The sequence below is a fragment of the Burkholderiales bacterium genome (assembly GCA_035560005.1).
Classification (GTDB): Bacteria; Pseudomonadota; Gammaproteobacteria; order Burkholderiales; family Eutrophovitaceae; genus DASRFY01.
This window is the reverse complement of sequence record DATMAN010000089.1, coordinates 38,802-51,796: the sequence shown is the minus strand read 5'-3', so window position 1 is coordinate 51,796 and position 12,995 is coordinate 38,802. Positions and strand designations below refer to the sequence as shown.

At 66.5% G+C, this 12,995-nt stretch carries 15 protein-coding genes; 2 read left to right on the top strand and 13 right to left on the bottom strand.

The window, feature by feature from the left end:
- Positions 1–371: glycine betaine ABC transporter substrate-binding protein (locus tag VNM24_13230; GenBank protein HWQ39543.1), on the top strand; the 371-nt coding region annotated here is incomplete at its 5' end.
- A 148-nt stretch (positions 372–519) separates the two neighbouring features.
- Positions 520–807: a hypothetical protein gene (locus tag VNM24_13225; protein HWQ39542.1), complete on the top strand. Its 288-nt coding sequence runs from the start codon at positions 520–522 to the stop codon at positions 805–807.
- Positions 808–922: 115 nt separating this feature from the next.
- Here the strand turns inward: VNM24_13225 and VNM24_13220 are convergent, their stop codons facing one another.
- From VNM24_13220 to VNM24_13160, 13 genes are all read right to left on the bottom strand, one after another.
- Positions 923–2,104 (bottom strand): CaiB/BaiF CoA-transferase family protein, encoded by a 1,182-nt coding sequence (locus VNM24_13220; GenBank protein HWQ39541.1) that lies wholly within the window; start codon positions 2,102–2,104, stop codon positions 923–925.
- A 4-nt stretch (positions 2,105–2,108) separates the two neighbouring features.
- Positions 2,109–2,672 (bottom strand): DUF2889 domain-containing protein, encoded by a 564-nt coding sequence (locus tag VNM24_13215; protein ID HWQ39540.1) that lies wholly within the window; start codon positions 2,670–2,672, stop codon positions 2,109–2,111.
- Positions 2,669–2,854: a DUF1289 domain-containing protein gene (locus VNM24_13210; GenBank protein ID HWQ39539.1), complete on the bottom strand. Its 186-nt coding sequence runs from the start codon at positions 2,852–2,854 to the stop codon at positions 2,669–2,671. Before VNM24_13210 ends, VNM24_13215 begins: the two co-directional genes overlap by 4 nt.
- Positions 2,851–3,765 carry a hydroxymethylglutaryl-CoA lyase gene (locus VNM24_13205; GenBank protein ID HWQ39538.1) on the bottom strand — a complete coding sequence of 305 codons (915 nt, stop codon included), beginning with the start codon at positions 3,763–3,765 and terminating at the stop codon, positions 2,851–2,853. Before VNM24_13205 ends, VNM24_13210 begins: the two co-directional genes overlap by 4 nt.
- Positions 3,762–5,768, bottom strand: a complete 2,007-nt coding sequence (locus VNM24_13200) for an acetyl/propionyl/methylcrotonyl-CoA carboxylase subunit alpha (protein ID HWQ39537.1) — start codon at positions 5,766–5,768, stop codon at positions 3,762–3,764. Before VNM24_13200 ends, VNM24_13205 begins: the two co-directional genes overlap by 4 nt.
- Positions 5,769–5,909: 141 nt before the next feature.
- Complete coding sequence (locus VNM24_13195) at positions 5,910–6,335, bottom strand: hypothetical protein (protein ID HWQ39536.1); 426 nt, start codon at positions 6,333–6,335, stop codon at positions 5,910–5,912.
- Positions 6,336–7,130: an enoyl-CoA hydratase/isomerase family protein gene (locus VNM24_13190; protein ID HWQ39535.1), complete on the bottom strand. Its 795-nt coding sequence runs from the start codon at positions 7,128–7,130 to the stop codon at positions 6,336–6,338.
- Between the two features lie 194 nt (positions 7,131–7,324).
- On the bottom strand, positions 7,325–8,932 hold the full coding sequence (locus VNM24_13185; GenBank protein HWQ39534.1) for a carboxyl transferase domain-containing protein: 1,608 nt from the start codon (positions 8,930–8,932) through the stop codon (positions 7,325–7,327).
- Entirely contained in the window at positions 8,933–9,571 is a 639-nt protein-coding gene (locus VNM24_13180) for a glutathione S-transferase (protein ID HWQ39533.1), read from the bottom strand.
- A 30-nt stretch (positions 9,572–9,601) separates the two neighbouring features.
- Complete coding sequence (locus tag VNM24_13175) at positions 9,602–10,204, bottom strand: 2-hydroxychromene-2-carboxylate isomerase (GenBank protein ID HWQ39532.1); 603 nt, start codon at positions 10,202–10,204, stop codon at positions 9,602–9,604.
- Between the two features lie 17 nt (positions 10,205–10,221).
- Positions 10,222–10,659 (bottom strand): RidA family protein, encoded by a 438-nt coding sequence (locus VNM24_13170; protein ID HWQ39531.1) that lies wholly within the window; start codon positions 10,657–10,659, stop codon positions 10,222–10,224.
- A gap of 124 nt (positions 10,660–10,783) precedes the next feature.
- Positions 10,784–11,695: an NAD(P)-dependent oxidoreductase gene (locus tag VNM24_13165; protein ID HWQ39530.1), complete on the bottom strand. Its 912-nt coding sequence runs from the start codon at positions 11,693–11,695 to the stop codon at positions 10,784–10,786.
- 76 nt (positions 11,696–11,771) lie between these two features.
- Complete coding sequence (locus tag VNM24_13160; GenBank protein HWQ39529.1) at positions 11,772–12,956, bottom strand: acetyl-CoA C-acetyltransferase; 1,185 nt, start codon at positions 12,954–12,956, stop codon at positions 11,772–11,774.
- Positions 12,957–12,995: the final 39 nt, after the last annotated feature.

The following is a 12,995-nucleotide window of genomic DNA, read 5'->3' as shown; positions in this document are numbered from 1 at the left end:
TCGTGCCGGGCAAACCCGCCGACTGGATCGCGTGGTTCAACGCCAATCTTTCGGCCGGCGAGTGGTTCGTCACGCCGCTGTGGCAGCCACAGTTCCTCAACCAGGTGGCGAGGCTGCGCATCCTCGAAGAACCGAAGGAGCTGCTGGGCCGCACCGACGCTGCGTATCTCCTCGCGCACAAGGACATCTCGCAGAAGCTCGACAAGCCGACGATGGACGTGCTGCGCCGCATGGAGTTGTCGGTAAAGTGGGTGACCGAACTGGACTACATGGTCAACGTGAAGAACATGGCGCCGCGCGACGCGGCACGGCTCTGGCTCGCCGCGCATCCGGTCACCGTCTCCTACTGGCTCGAGCCTGACGAAGACTAAGGTCTCAACGCAAAGGACGCGGCCGACGCAGGGGAAGACGGGAAAGATCCTCTTTCATGCCCGCCGTGATCCGATCATCTGGCAGAGCCGCGCGTGACGGCACGGCCGATGGTTTGCTGCATTCATCGCCTTTTCCTGCGTCTTTCTCGTGACGGCGACAAAGACCATTGAACGAGAAGCGGTAGCGCGCGACTGGGCAGCACGCGGGTTTTCGTGCGACGTCTGGATCGACCCGCCCGGGCAGGTGTGGGCCGATTTCGTTCACGATATTGACGAGCTGGTGATGCCGATCGAAGGCGACGTCGAATTCGAAATCGAAGGCAGGGTCTTCAGGCCCGCGCCCGGCGAGGAGCTCCTGATTCCGGCGGGCGCTTCGCATACCGTGCGCACCGGCGCCACCGGCAGCCGGTGGTTCTACGGCTATCGCCGGGACTGAACTTCCGGTTGTCGGAATCCGGCGTCATGGAACCTGTTCAGCGCGCGGGCGCCCGCTCGCACACCCGATCGGTGCGCAGCTCAGGGTCAGACGCGAATTTCACCAGCCATCGCAGTCAGATCATCCCGGCACTGCGCAAGCGCGCGATCTCCGCGTCGCCATAGCCGACTTCCCGCAGTATCTCCTCGCCATGTTCTCCCGCTTCAGGCGCAGGGCGCGAAACCTCGAAGGTGTATTCGCTCATCTTGAATGGCGGGGCGAATTGCAGTACTTCGCCGGCGTGCGGGTGCGGCGTGCGGACGACAATCTGCCGAGCGAGGATCTGCGGATCGTTCAGGCTCTGTTCCAGCCGCAGCACCGGTGAGACGCAGCAGTCGGCATCCTTGAACTTCTCGATCCAGTACGACTGCGGCCGGCTGGCGAAGATCTCGCGCAGCGCGCGCTTCGTGTTTTCGCGGTCGCCGCCGCCCAGGCTCCAGTGATGCGGCTTCAGGTCCGGGCGCTCGAGCACGTCGCACACGCCGTCCCAGAATTTCTTCTCCAGCGCTCCAACGGCCATGTAGCGCCCGTCGGCGCAGCGGTAGAGCGCGTAGCAGGGTTCCCGGCCCGAGAGAAAGTCCTGGCCCATCGGCCGGGCGCGCCCTTCCAGGGCGACTGCCGCGAGCGCGTGGAGATTGTGTGCAAGCACGCCCTCGGTCATTGCCACGTCCACGTATCTTCCCTGACCGGTGCGAGCGGCATCGAACAGCGCGGCGAGAATCGCCATTGCAGGGACGAGCGCGCCGCCGAGGATGTCCGCGATCTGCAGGTTGGGAAGCGCCGGCTCGCCGCTGGCCGTGCCGATCTGGTCGCTCAGTCCCGCGTAGCCGCAGTAGTTGACGTCGTGGCCGGCGAGATCCCTGTAAGGCCCGCTCTGCCCGTAACCCGAGATCGAGCAGTACACGATCTTCGGGTTCACGCGGCTGCACGCCTCGTAACCGACACCGAGCCGGTCCACCACACCCGGGCGGAAACTTTCGACCACGATCTGCGCCTGGCGCGCGAGCCGCAGGAACACCTCCACCCCGGCGCGCTGCTTCAGATCGAGCCGCAGGCTGCGCTTGTTGCGATTGATGGCCAGAAATACCGGGGCGATACCCTTCGATACGCCGAGCGAACGCGCGTAGTCGCCCGCACCGGTGTCCTCGACCTTGATCACGTCGGCGCCGAGATCGGCGAGATGCAGAGTGCACACCGGACCGGGCAGCAGCCGCGTCAGATCGAGCACGCGCACTCCGGACAGCGGTTTCGCGCGCATGCGGCTAGCCGGCTTTCTTCTTGCCGGTGAAAAACTCCGGAAAGCGTCTTTCGACCACCGGGCCGTCCGAAGCCCAGGCGTGACAGGAATCGATGAGCGCCGGCCGCTTCTTCCCGCCCACCGTGCGATCGCGCTTGACCTTCTCCGAATAGACGGTCTGGAACGCGGTCGTCGCAATCGGGCCGAGCAGCTCGACCAGATGCGTGCAGCCCTCGACTCCGCCCAGCAGCTCGCGGCTCTTCTGGCTGAAGCCGGGCCTGATCGCGAGGCCCTTGAGGCGCTGGAAGTTCGGCGTGATCTCGCCGCAGATGGCGTAAGGCCCCCAGACGGTCTTCGCCTCAACCGCGACGATGTTCAGATCGATGTCCACTGTGAGCCGCAGCCACATCTCGTGCAGCGGCTGCCCCGCGGGCGTGGGGCCGCGGTCCAGGTCGTGGAGATCGTAGGTCTTGGTGTCCACGAGGTGTCCCTCGATGTCCCACAGACCGTCGTCGCGCGCATAGCCGAAGCATGCGACGCGGCGGCTGTGCAGCAGCCTGCGCGCAACCGGCGAAGACAGCGCGCTCATGCCGCCGACTTCCTTCGTTCTTCCAGCCGTTGCAGCACGGCGATCTTCTCCTCGTTGGTGAAATCGAGCCAGCCGGCGATCTCCTGGATGGTCCGCAGACAGCCGCGGCAGTAGCCGGTCTCGGAGTCCATCTGGCAGACGTTGACGCAGGGGGACGGCACTTGTTCCAGCGGCGAGTTCACGCAGCCTTCCTGCGTCTGGCGGCGAGCGCGCGTCCGGCGCGCGAAACGGTGGGACGGTTCAGCGCCGCGCAGATGAATTCCGCGGCCTCGAGCAGCTTGCCCATGTCCACGCCGGTCTCGATGCCCATGCCCTGAAGCATGTAGAGCACGTCCTCGCTCGCGACGTTGCCGGTCGCGCCCTGGGCGTACGGACAGCCGCCCAGGCCCGCCACCGAGCTGTCGAACGTCGCGATACCCAGCTCGAGCGCCGCCAGGATGTTGGCCAGCGCCTGACCGTAGGTGTCGTGAAAATGCCCGGCGAGCTTCTTGATCGGAATCTGCTTGCCGACGGCTTCGAACAGCCGTTGCGTCTTGGCCGGCGTGCCGGTGCCGATGGTGTCGCCGAGCGAGATCTCGTAGCAGCCCATGTCCCACAGGCGTTTGGCCACCTCGACGACCTGCTCGGGTCTGACCTCGCCTTCGTACGGACAGCCGAGAACGACCGAGAGATAGCCTCGCACGCGCATGCCGCGGTCGCGCGCGGTCTTCGCTACCGGCGCGAAGCGCGCGAGCGACTCGGCGATCGAGCAGTTGATGTTTTTCTTCGAGAAGGTCTCGGTCGCCGCGGCGAAGATCGCGATCTCCTCGCAGCCGGCCGCCATCGCCGCCTCCAGGCCCTTCATATTCGGCACCAGCACCGGGTAGGACACGCCGGGCCTGCGGTGGATACGGGCCAGCACTTCAGCGGTGTTCGCCATCTGCGGCACCCATCCGGGCGAGACGAAACTGCCGGCCTCGATCACCGGCAGCCCGGCCTCCGAGAGGCGATCGATCAGCCCGACCTTCACTTCGAGCGCGACGCTCGCGGCCTCGTTCTGCAGTCCGTCGCGCGGGCCGACCTCGACCATCTTCACGCGTTTCGGGTAGTTCATTCGCTTTCCAGTGCCAGCAGTTGCGCGCCCTCTTCGACGCGGTCGCCGGAAGCGAAGTATATCTGCGCCACCCGCCCCGCGTGCGGCGCGAGGATGGTGTGTTCCATCTTCATCGCCTCGATGATCATCAGCGCCTGACCCTTGGCCACGCGCGCCCCTTGCTCGACCAGCACCTTGACGACGCTGCCCGGCAGCGGCGACACGAGACGGCCGGCAGGATCTTCCTCTTCCAGCGCCGGTGGTTTTTCGCGCTCGATGCGGCGCATGGAACCGCCTGCAAACACTACCAGCGCGTGGCCGTCGCGCACCACGGTGGCGTGGATTTGCCGGCCGCCGAGGTTGGCGGCGATGCGCTTTTCACCGCGCTCTTCGCCGCTCGCGAAGCTCGCCCCGCCGGGCAGCTCGAGCAGGTAGCCCCCCGGACGGTAATGCGCGAGGACTTCGACCCGCCGCCCGCGGTCGATGAACGCGAAACGGTGGTGATTGTCCTCGTTCAGGCGCCAGCCGTCCCGGCGATGCCAGGGCGAATGGGGATCGGAGGAACGCGCGGCCTGCAGGCGCGCCTCGCGATCGAATCGCAGCAGCTCGGCGAGCACCGCGAGCGCCAGCGTTTCATCGGTGGCTGGCCCGGGTTCGGTGAAAAGCTCGGCGCGGTGGCGTTCGATCAGCCCGGTTTCGAGCAGGCCGGGCTCGCGGTGGGCCTGCGCATACGCGCGATGCGCCGTCAGGGTCTGAAGAAACGGCGCATTGGTCGCAAGGCCGACGATCTCCAGCTCGGCCAGCGCGGCGCGCAGCCGATTCAGCGCAGCCGGACGGTCGGCGTCCCATACGATCAGCTTGGCGATCATCGGATCGTAGTGCACGCCGATCTCGTCGCCCTCGCGCACGCCGGTATCGATGCGCACGTGGCGCGAGGGCTCGGGAAAGCGCAGGTGCGCGATGCGTCCCGCCGCGGGCAGGAAACCGCGCGCCGGGTCTTCGGCGTAGATGCGCGCCTCGATCGAGTGCCCGCAGATCGAGAGCTGCTCCTGCGCGAGCGGCAGCGGCTCGCCTGCGGCGACGCGCAACTGCCACTCCACCAGGTCCACGCCGCTGATCATTTCGGTCACGGGGTGTTCGACCTGCAGCCGCGTGTTCATTTCCATGAAGTAGAAGCGGCCGTCCGGCTCGGCGATGAACTCGACCGTGCCGGCGCCGAGGTAGCCGATCGCTTTCGCAGCGGCGATCGCCGCCTCGCCCATGCCGCGCCTGCGGGCCGGCGTCATCCCGGGCGCGGGTGCTTCTTCCAGGATCTTCTGGTGGCGCCGCTGCACCGAGCAGTCACGCTCGAAGAGATGAACGAAATGGCCGTGGCTGTCGGCGAACACCTGGATCTCGATGTGCCGCGGGCGGGCGAGGTACTTCTCGATCAGCACCCGGTCGTCGCCGAAGCTCGACGCGGCCTCCCTCCTCGCGCCGGCCAGCGCCTCGGCGAATTCCCCGGGTGCGTTCACCACCCGCATGCCCTTGCCACCGCCGCCGGCGCAGGCCTTGATCAGCACCGGGTAGCCGATGCGCTCTGCATGCCTGGCGAGCGTGCGCGCATCCTGGTCCTCGCCATGATAGCCGGGCACCAGCGGCACACCCGCCTTTTCCATGAGCGCCTTCGCCGCGCTCTTCGATCCCATCGCCTCGATCGCCGCGGGCGCAGGCCCGATGAAGACCACACCGGCCTGGGCGCAGGCGCGGGCGAATGCCGCGTTCTCCGAGAGAAACCCGTAGCCGGGATGAATGGCCTGCGCGCCGGACCTGCGCGCCGCCTCGACGATGCGCTCGGCGCGCAGATAGGACTCGCGCGCCGCCGCCGGGCCGATCAGATACGCCTCGTCGCAGGCTTGTACGTGCAATGCCCGCGCGTCCGCCTCCGAGTACACCGCCACGGTGCGGATCCCGAGCCGCCTGGCGGTGCGGGCGACGCGCACTGCGATCTCGCCGCGGTTCGCTATGAGGATCTTCTCGAACATCGTAAAGTCAACACCGCAAACTCAGCGCCTCGGACGCATCGTCCGGTCAACTCTTCCAGCGCAAACCAGGTGTGCTGCCGAACAGTTCGCCATTCGGTTCTCTCTGCGTGGCCGTGCACCCCTCTGCGTCGAGGTCTGCGCTCAGGATCTCCAGGTATCGTCGACCCGCTCGGGAGGCTGCGGCGGCTCGGCGGCGCTGGCCAACGCGCTCAGCCGGCGATAGAGCTGCACGTTGAGCACCAGGCACAAGGTGAACAGGGCGATGGCCACGAGCGACGAACTGATCAGCGCGTGGATCGCGACGCTGGCCATGCCCCTGCGGGTCGTCTCGCAGGCCGACCACTTCTCGAAGATCGCCCGCGTCAGTTGCGGGATGTGGCCGGGCGCGGTCGCCTGAAGCTCGCCGACGAACCGGTCATAGGTCGGTACCGGAACATCCCTCGACCGCGCGTGCCCCCAGAGCCCGAAGCCGGCGAACAGGACCAGCAGAAAACCCACCACGCCGAGCGTGCCGAACAACATGGCAAGTTTCGCCTTCTGGCGGTCGGCGGCGTTGATCGCTTCCATTTACTTGTCTCCCGACAACCAGGCCGGCTTGCGCTTCTCGAGAAACGCGGCGATGCCCTCGCGCCCTTCGGGGCTGACGCGGATGGCCGCGATGCGCCGCGCCGTCTCCTCGACGATCGCGTGGTCCAGGCGCGCCTCTGCGACGTCGGCGATCAGCCGCTTGGCGGCCGCCACCGCGTGAGGACCGCTCTTCAGCAGCTCGCCGGAAATCCTCCCCACCGCCTCGTCGAGCCCCTGGAGCGCGACGACCTCGTGCACCAGGCCGACGCGCAGCGCTTCCGGCGCGGAGAACTTCTCGGCGCTGAGAAAGTAGCGCTGAGCGGCGCGCCGGCCGATCGCGCGGATGACGTACGGACTGATGACCGCCGGAATCAGACCGAGGCGGGCCTCCGAGAGCGAAAAGCTCGCATCCTCGGCGGCGACCGCGATGTCGCAGCAGGCGACCAGCCCCACGCCGCCGCCGAAGGCAGCGCCTTGTACGCGCGCGATCGTCGGCCTGGGCAAGCCCGCGAGCGTGCGCATGAGATTCGCCATCGCGATCGCATCGCGCAAGTTGTCCGCTTCCGAATAGTCAGCCATGCGCCTCATCCAGTTCAAGTCGGCGCCGGCCGAAAAGTTCCGACCCGATCCGGCCAGAACGACCACGCGCACGGCGGCGTCGCGTCCGAGATCGCCCAGCGCGTGCGTCAGCTCGTGGATCAGGTGGTCGTCGAAAGCGTTGTGCACTTCCGGGCGGTTCAGCGTGACCGTGGCCACGCGCCCGGCAACCGATACCTGGATTGTCTTTTCAGTCATGGCCGGTTCTCATCCAGATCAACCTCTCACCGCGGGGAACGCCGAGGGCGCAAGGCAAGTCAATGCGCAATCCTGAACCACGGAGAACACCGTGATCACGGAGGAAACCAAGTCCGCTATCCCCTTTCTTTCTTCGCGACTTCGTGTATCGCTCTTCCGTCTTTCTTCCGCCCTGCGGTGAGCCTTTCATGCCGTTACATCCGGAAGACACCGAATGTGGTTCTGGCGATCGGCGCGTTGAGCGCCGCGGAGATGCCCAGCCCCAGCACCATGCGGGTGTCCGCCGGATCGATCACGCCGTCGTCCCACAGCCGCGCGGTCGCGTAGTACGGGTGGCCCTGCACCTCGTACTGCGCCCGGATCGGCGCCTTGAACGCTTCCTCTTCCTCCGGACTCCACGCCTTCCCGGACTTTTCCAGCCCGTCGCGCTTGACCTGCGCCAGCACCGCCGCGGCCTGTTCGCCGCCCATCACGGAGATGCGGGCGTTGGGCCACATCCAGAGGAAGCGTGGGGAGTAGGCGCGCCCGCACATGCCGTAGTTGCCAGCGCCGAAGCTGCCGCCGATGATCACGGTGAATTTCGGCACCTGCGCGCACGCCACGGCGGTCACCATCTTGGCGCCGTCCTTGGCGATTCCGCCCGCCTCGTACTTCTTCCCGACCATGAAGCCGGTGATGTTCTGGAGAAAAACGAGCGGAATGCCGCGCTGCGCGCAAAGCTCGATGAAGTGCGCGCCCTTGAGCGCAGATTCCGAGAACAGAATGCCGTTGTTCGCCACCACTCCGATCGGATAACCATAGAGGTGCGCGAAACCGGTGACCAGCGTCGTGCCGTAGAGCGGCTTGAACTCGTCCAGCTCGCTACCATCCACAATGCGGGCGATGACTTCGCGCACGTCGAACGGCTGGCGGGTATCGGTCGGCACCACGCCGTATAGCTCCTGGGGATCGTGCAGCGGCTCGCGCGGCTCGCGCAGATCGAGCGCGACCTCCTTCTTCGTGTTCAGGTGCAGGACGATCCGCCGCACGATCTGCAGAGCGTGCTCGTCGTCGAGCGCGTAGTGATCCGCCACGCCGGAGATCCGCGCGTGCACCTCGGCGCCACCCAGCTCCTCGGCGCTCACGACCTCTCCGGTAGCCGCTTTCACCAGCGGCGGGCCGCCAAGAAAAATCGTGCCCTGGTTCCGGACGATGACCGTCTCGTCCGCCATCGCCGGCACGTAGGCGCCGCCCGCGGTGCACGAGCCCATCACGCAGGCGATCTGGGGAATCCCCAGCGCCGACAGGTTGGCCTGGTTGTAGAAAATGCGGCCGAAATGGTCGCGGTCGGGAAACACTTCGTCCTGGTTGGGTAGATTGGCGCCGCCCGAATCGACCAGGTAGATGCACGGCAGGCGGTTCTGCAGGGCGATTTCCTGCGCGCGCAAGTGCTTCTTCACCGTCATCGGGAAATAGGTGCCGCCCTTCACGGTGGCATCGTTGGCCACCACCACGCATTCGCGCCCGCAGACGCGGCCAACGCCGGTGATGATCCCGGCCGATGGCACCTGTCCGTCGTACATGTTCCACGCGGCGAGCTGCGAAAGCTCGAGGAACGGGGAACCCACGTCGAGCAGGCGCCGCACGCGCTCGCGCGGCAGCAGTTTCCCGCGCCCCGTGTGCTTCTCGCGCGCCGCGTCGCCGCCGCCCTGCGCGACGATCGCCACCTTCGCGCGCAGATCGGCGACCAGTTGTGCCATCGCCTCCGCGTTGGCCTTGAATTGCGCGCAGCGCGGGTCGAGCTTGCTCTGGAGGACAGACATCTAGCCGGCTTTCGCGGGGATCGGGTGACCGGGCAGCAGTTCGTAGGGATGCTTCCAGCGCGGCTCCGTGCGCAGGCGCGCGAGCCACTGCCGGATGCTCGGGTACCGACTCCAGTCGACACCCAGCTCGTCGTCCCAGAACAGGTAGCCGCAGATCGACAAGTCCGCGATAGTCAGCCGGTCTGCGACCACGTGCGTGCGTCCGGAAAGATGAGTGTCGAGGATCTTCCAGGCGGCTTCCGCGCGTTTGCGGAATTCGGCGGCTACGGCCGGATCGGTCTGCGGCGCAAACATGCGCATGAAGCGGCAAGTGGCGGTATAGCTGCTGAGCTTGTGGTTGTCCCACAGCAACCAGCGCAGGATCTCGCGCCGTTCGTCCGCATCGCGCGGTCCGAAGCAGCCGAGCTGCTCCGACAGGTAGTCCAGGATGACGCCCGACTGGGTCAGGCGCTTGCCGCGGTGCTCGAGCACGGGCACTTCGCCCATGACGTTGATCGCGCGGTAGGCGGGCGTGCGGGTCTCGCCGTTGAAATAGTCCACGAAGCGCGGCGCCCAGTCGGCCCCCGCCAGTTGGAGAAAGAGGGCCGGCTTGTACGAGTTACCGGACTGCGCGAAACCGTACAACAGATACTCTGGCACCGGATCGGTCCTCCGCGAGGATACGGGAACTCACCAGCCGCCGGTTGCGAGCCAGCGTTCCACGTGCTCCAGCCGGTCCGAACCCCAGAACGGCTCGCCGTCCACGATGATGTAAGGCGAGCCGAACACGCCCTTGGCGATCGCGGCGTCCACTTCCTGTCTCAACCTTTCTTTCATCGCCGGGTCCTGCGTCGCTGCGAGCAGTGCGGCACGGTCCACGCCGATGGACGAGACCACCTCGGCGGCCACTTCGGGGCTGGAGATATCGCGGTCTTCGACGAAGTACGCGTGGTACAGGGCGAGGATCGCCGCCTCCTGCCTGGCCGGATGGTGGGCTTGCATCCAGTAAGTGATGCGAGAAGGCGCCTGCCCGGGAATCGGGAACTTGCTCGGCATGTTGAACGGGATCTGCCACAGGCGCGAGACTCGGCGTATGTCCCGAAGGCTGTAGTCCCCCTTGAGCGGCAGCGAGGGAAGCGGCCCCATGCCGGTCACCTTGAACACGGCGCCGAGCAGGATCGGTTTCCAGGCCACCTGGCGCCCGTGTCTGGCGGCGATGCCCGAAATGCGGGTCGCGCCGAAGTAGCCGTAGGGCGAAGAAAAATCGAAGTAGAACTCGATGGGATCTGGCATGCTCTCCTCGATGCGACTCAGGCCCGTCCGGGCTGGCTCATGCGATCGGCCCCGCTCGCCACAACCGTCCGGTCGCGACGGCGCGCGGTGACTTCGATCTCGATCTTCATTGCGTCTTCCACGAGCGCGCAGACGATCGCGGTCGCCGCAGGGCGCGCCTGGCCCAGAAACTCGCCGAATAGCGGCGCGAGTTTCTTGAAGTCTTCGCGGTCGGTCAGGTAGTAGCGAACGCGCACCACATCGTCCAGGCTCGCACCCGCCTGCGCCAGCGCGTGCGCGATATTGCGGAAAGCCAGGCGCGCCTGGCTTTCGAGATCGGGCGCTATGGTCATGGTGGAGTAGTCGTAGCCGGTCGTGCCGGAGACGAATACCCAGTCGCCGTCGACCACCGCGCGACTGTAGCCCGCGACTTTCTCGAAGCTCGATCCCGACGAAATCAGTCTCTTCTCGCTCATGACTCCGCCACACCCGTTATGAACCGCCCGGACACAGAAGGCACCAAGGAAAGCCGCGCCAGGATCGAATCTGTACTTGGATTGTCCCGTGGCCTTGGTGGTGCGTTCGTTCCGAATCCGTGTTTCATGTTTTTGGCGGGAAGGGGGTGTTGTTGATCTTCGCCTGCGCCTGCACCAGCGCGCCGACCAGGTGCTCCGGTGCGCCGAAACCCAGGTTCACGGCCTGCGTGAGCGAGGTCAGCGTCGAGGCGGCCATCGGGCCGGACACGCTGCCCTCCATCGCCATCTGCATGTAATAGCGCACGTCCTTCAGCGCGTTCGCCAACCCGAACTTCATGCCGGTGAAATCGCCCTCGACCGCTTTGCCGGCCAGCATCTGAAAGATGCCGGAGTTGGCCGCGCCCGTGGATACCAGTTGAAAGTACTTCTTCGGATCGACGCCGAGCTTGGCACAGGCAATGAGCGCCTCGGCGATCAAGGCCATCTGCCCGATGGCCGCGAAATTGTTGATGAGCTTGATCTTGTGGCCGGCGCCTACTTCGCCCACGTGGAAGACGTTCTCGCAGAACGCCCTGAGCGCCGGCTCGATCTCCCGGAAGGTTTCCGCGTCGGCGCCCACCATGGTGTTGAGCCGCCCCTGCTCCGCCTCCACCGGCGTGCGGGTGAGCGGCGCGTCCACGAAGCGCGCGCCTTTGGCCGCGAGATCGGCCGCGATTCTCAGGGTGGAGAACGGCAGGCTGGTCGAGGTATCGACCACGATCTGTCCCGGCTTCACGCTGTCCCGGATTCCGTCCTTGCGGTACACCAGGTCCTCGACCTGCGGCGAGCCGGTGACGCAGAGGAACACCACGTCCGAGCTCGCAACCAGCGCGGCGACGTCTTTCGCTTCTTTCGCTCCGCGCTTGACGAGGTCTTCCACGGGAGCGCGGTTTCTGTGCGCCAGGATCGTGGTCGGAAAGCCTTTCTCGACCAGGTTCTTCGCCATCCCGTGGCCCATCATCCCGACGCCGATGAATCCTATCTTCTTGTCGACCATCTCTCACTCCGAAGGCGCACGGCGTTCAATGCCATCTGTTTGCATCCAAGGCGACGGCGCGTTTCCGACATCGACTCTAGACAAGCTCGATGGCCATGGCGGTGGCCTCGCCCCCGCCGATGCACAGGGCGGCGACGCCGCGCCGCCCGCCGTGCTTGCGCAGCGCGCCGATCAGGGTGACGAGGATGCGTGCGCCGGAGGCGCCGATCGGATGGCCGAGCGCACAGGCGCCGCCGTGCACGTTGACCTTCTCGTGCGGCAGACCGTGCTCCTTCATTGCGGCCATGGTGACCACCGCGAAGGCCTCGTTGATCTCGTACAGATCGACCTGGTCTTTGCTCCAGCCGGTCTTGTCGAAGAGCTTGCGGATGGCGCCCACCGGTGCGGTGGTGAACCAGCCCGGCTCCTGCGCGTGGGTCGAATGGCCGACCACGCGCGCGAGCGGCGTCCGCCCCAGCGCTTCGGCGGTCGATTGACGCATCATCACCAGCGCCGCCGCGCCGTCCGAGATCGAGCTGGAATTGGCGGCGGTCACCGTGCCGTCCTTGCGGAACGCCGGCTTTAGCAGAGGAATCCTTTCGAAGCTGGCCTTGAACGGTTGCTCGTCGCGCTCCACGAAGCGCTCTTCCTTGCCCGCCTTGATGGCGATCGGAACGATTTCCCAGGCGAAGCTGCCGTCCTGGTTGGCCTTCTGCGCGCGCTGCAGCGAGGTCACCGCAAAACGGTCCTGCGCCTCGCGCGTGAACGAATACTTCGCGGCGCAGTCCTCGGCGAAAGTGCCCATCAGCCGGCCCTTGTCGTAGGCGTCCTCCAGGCCGTCGAGGAACATATGGTCGAGCACCTGCTGGTGTCCCATGCGGTAGCCGGCCCGCGCCTTCGGCAGCAGGTAAGGCGCGTTGGTCATCGATTCCATCCCGCCGGCCACCATGACGTCGTTGGTGCCGGCGGCGAGCAGGTCGTGGGCGAGCATCGCCGCCTTCATGCCCGAGCCGCACATCTTGTTGACCGTCGTGCAACCGACCGACAGAGGCAGTCCGGCGCCGAGCGCCGCCTGGCGCGCCGGCGCCTGACCCTGACCGGCGGGCAGCACGCAGCCCATGATCACCTCCTGCACCCGCTCCGGGGCGATGCCGGCGCGCTCCACTGCCGCGCGAATCGCCGCCGCGCCGAGCCGGGCCGCGGAGAAATCCTTCAGCTCACCCTGAAACGCGGCCATCGGGGTACGCACTGCGGAAACAATTACCACGGGGTCGGTTGCCATAGGAACCTCCATGAAAACCGCGTCTCACCACAAAGAGGG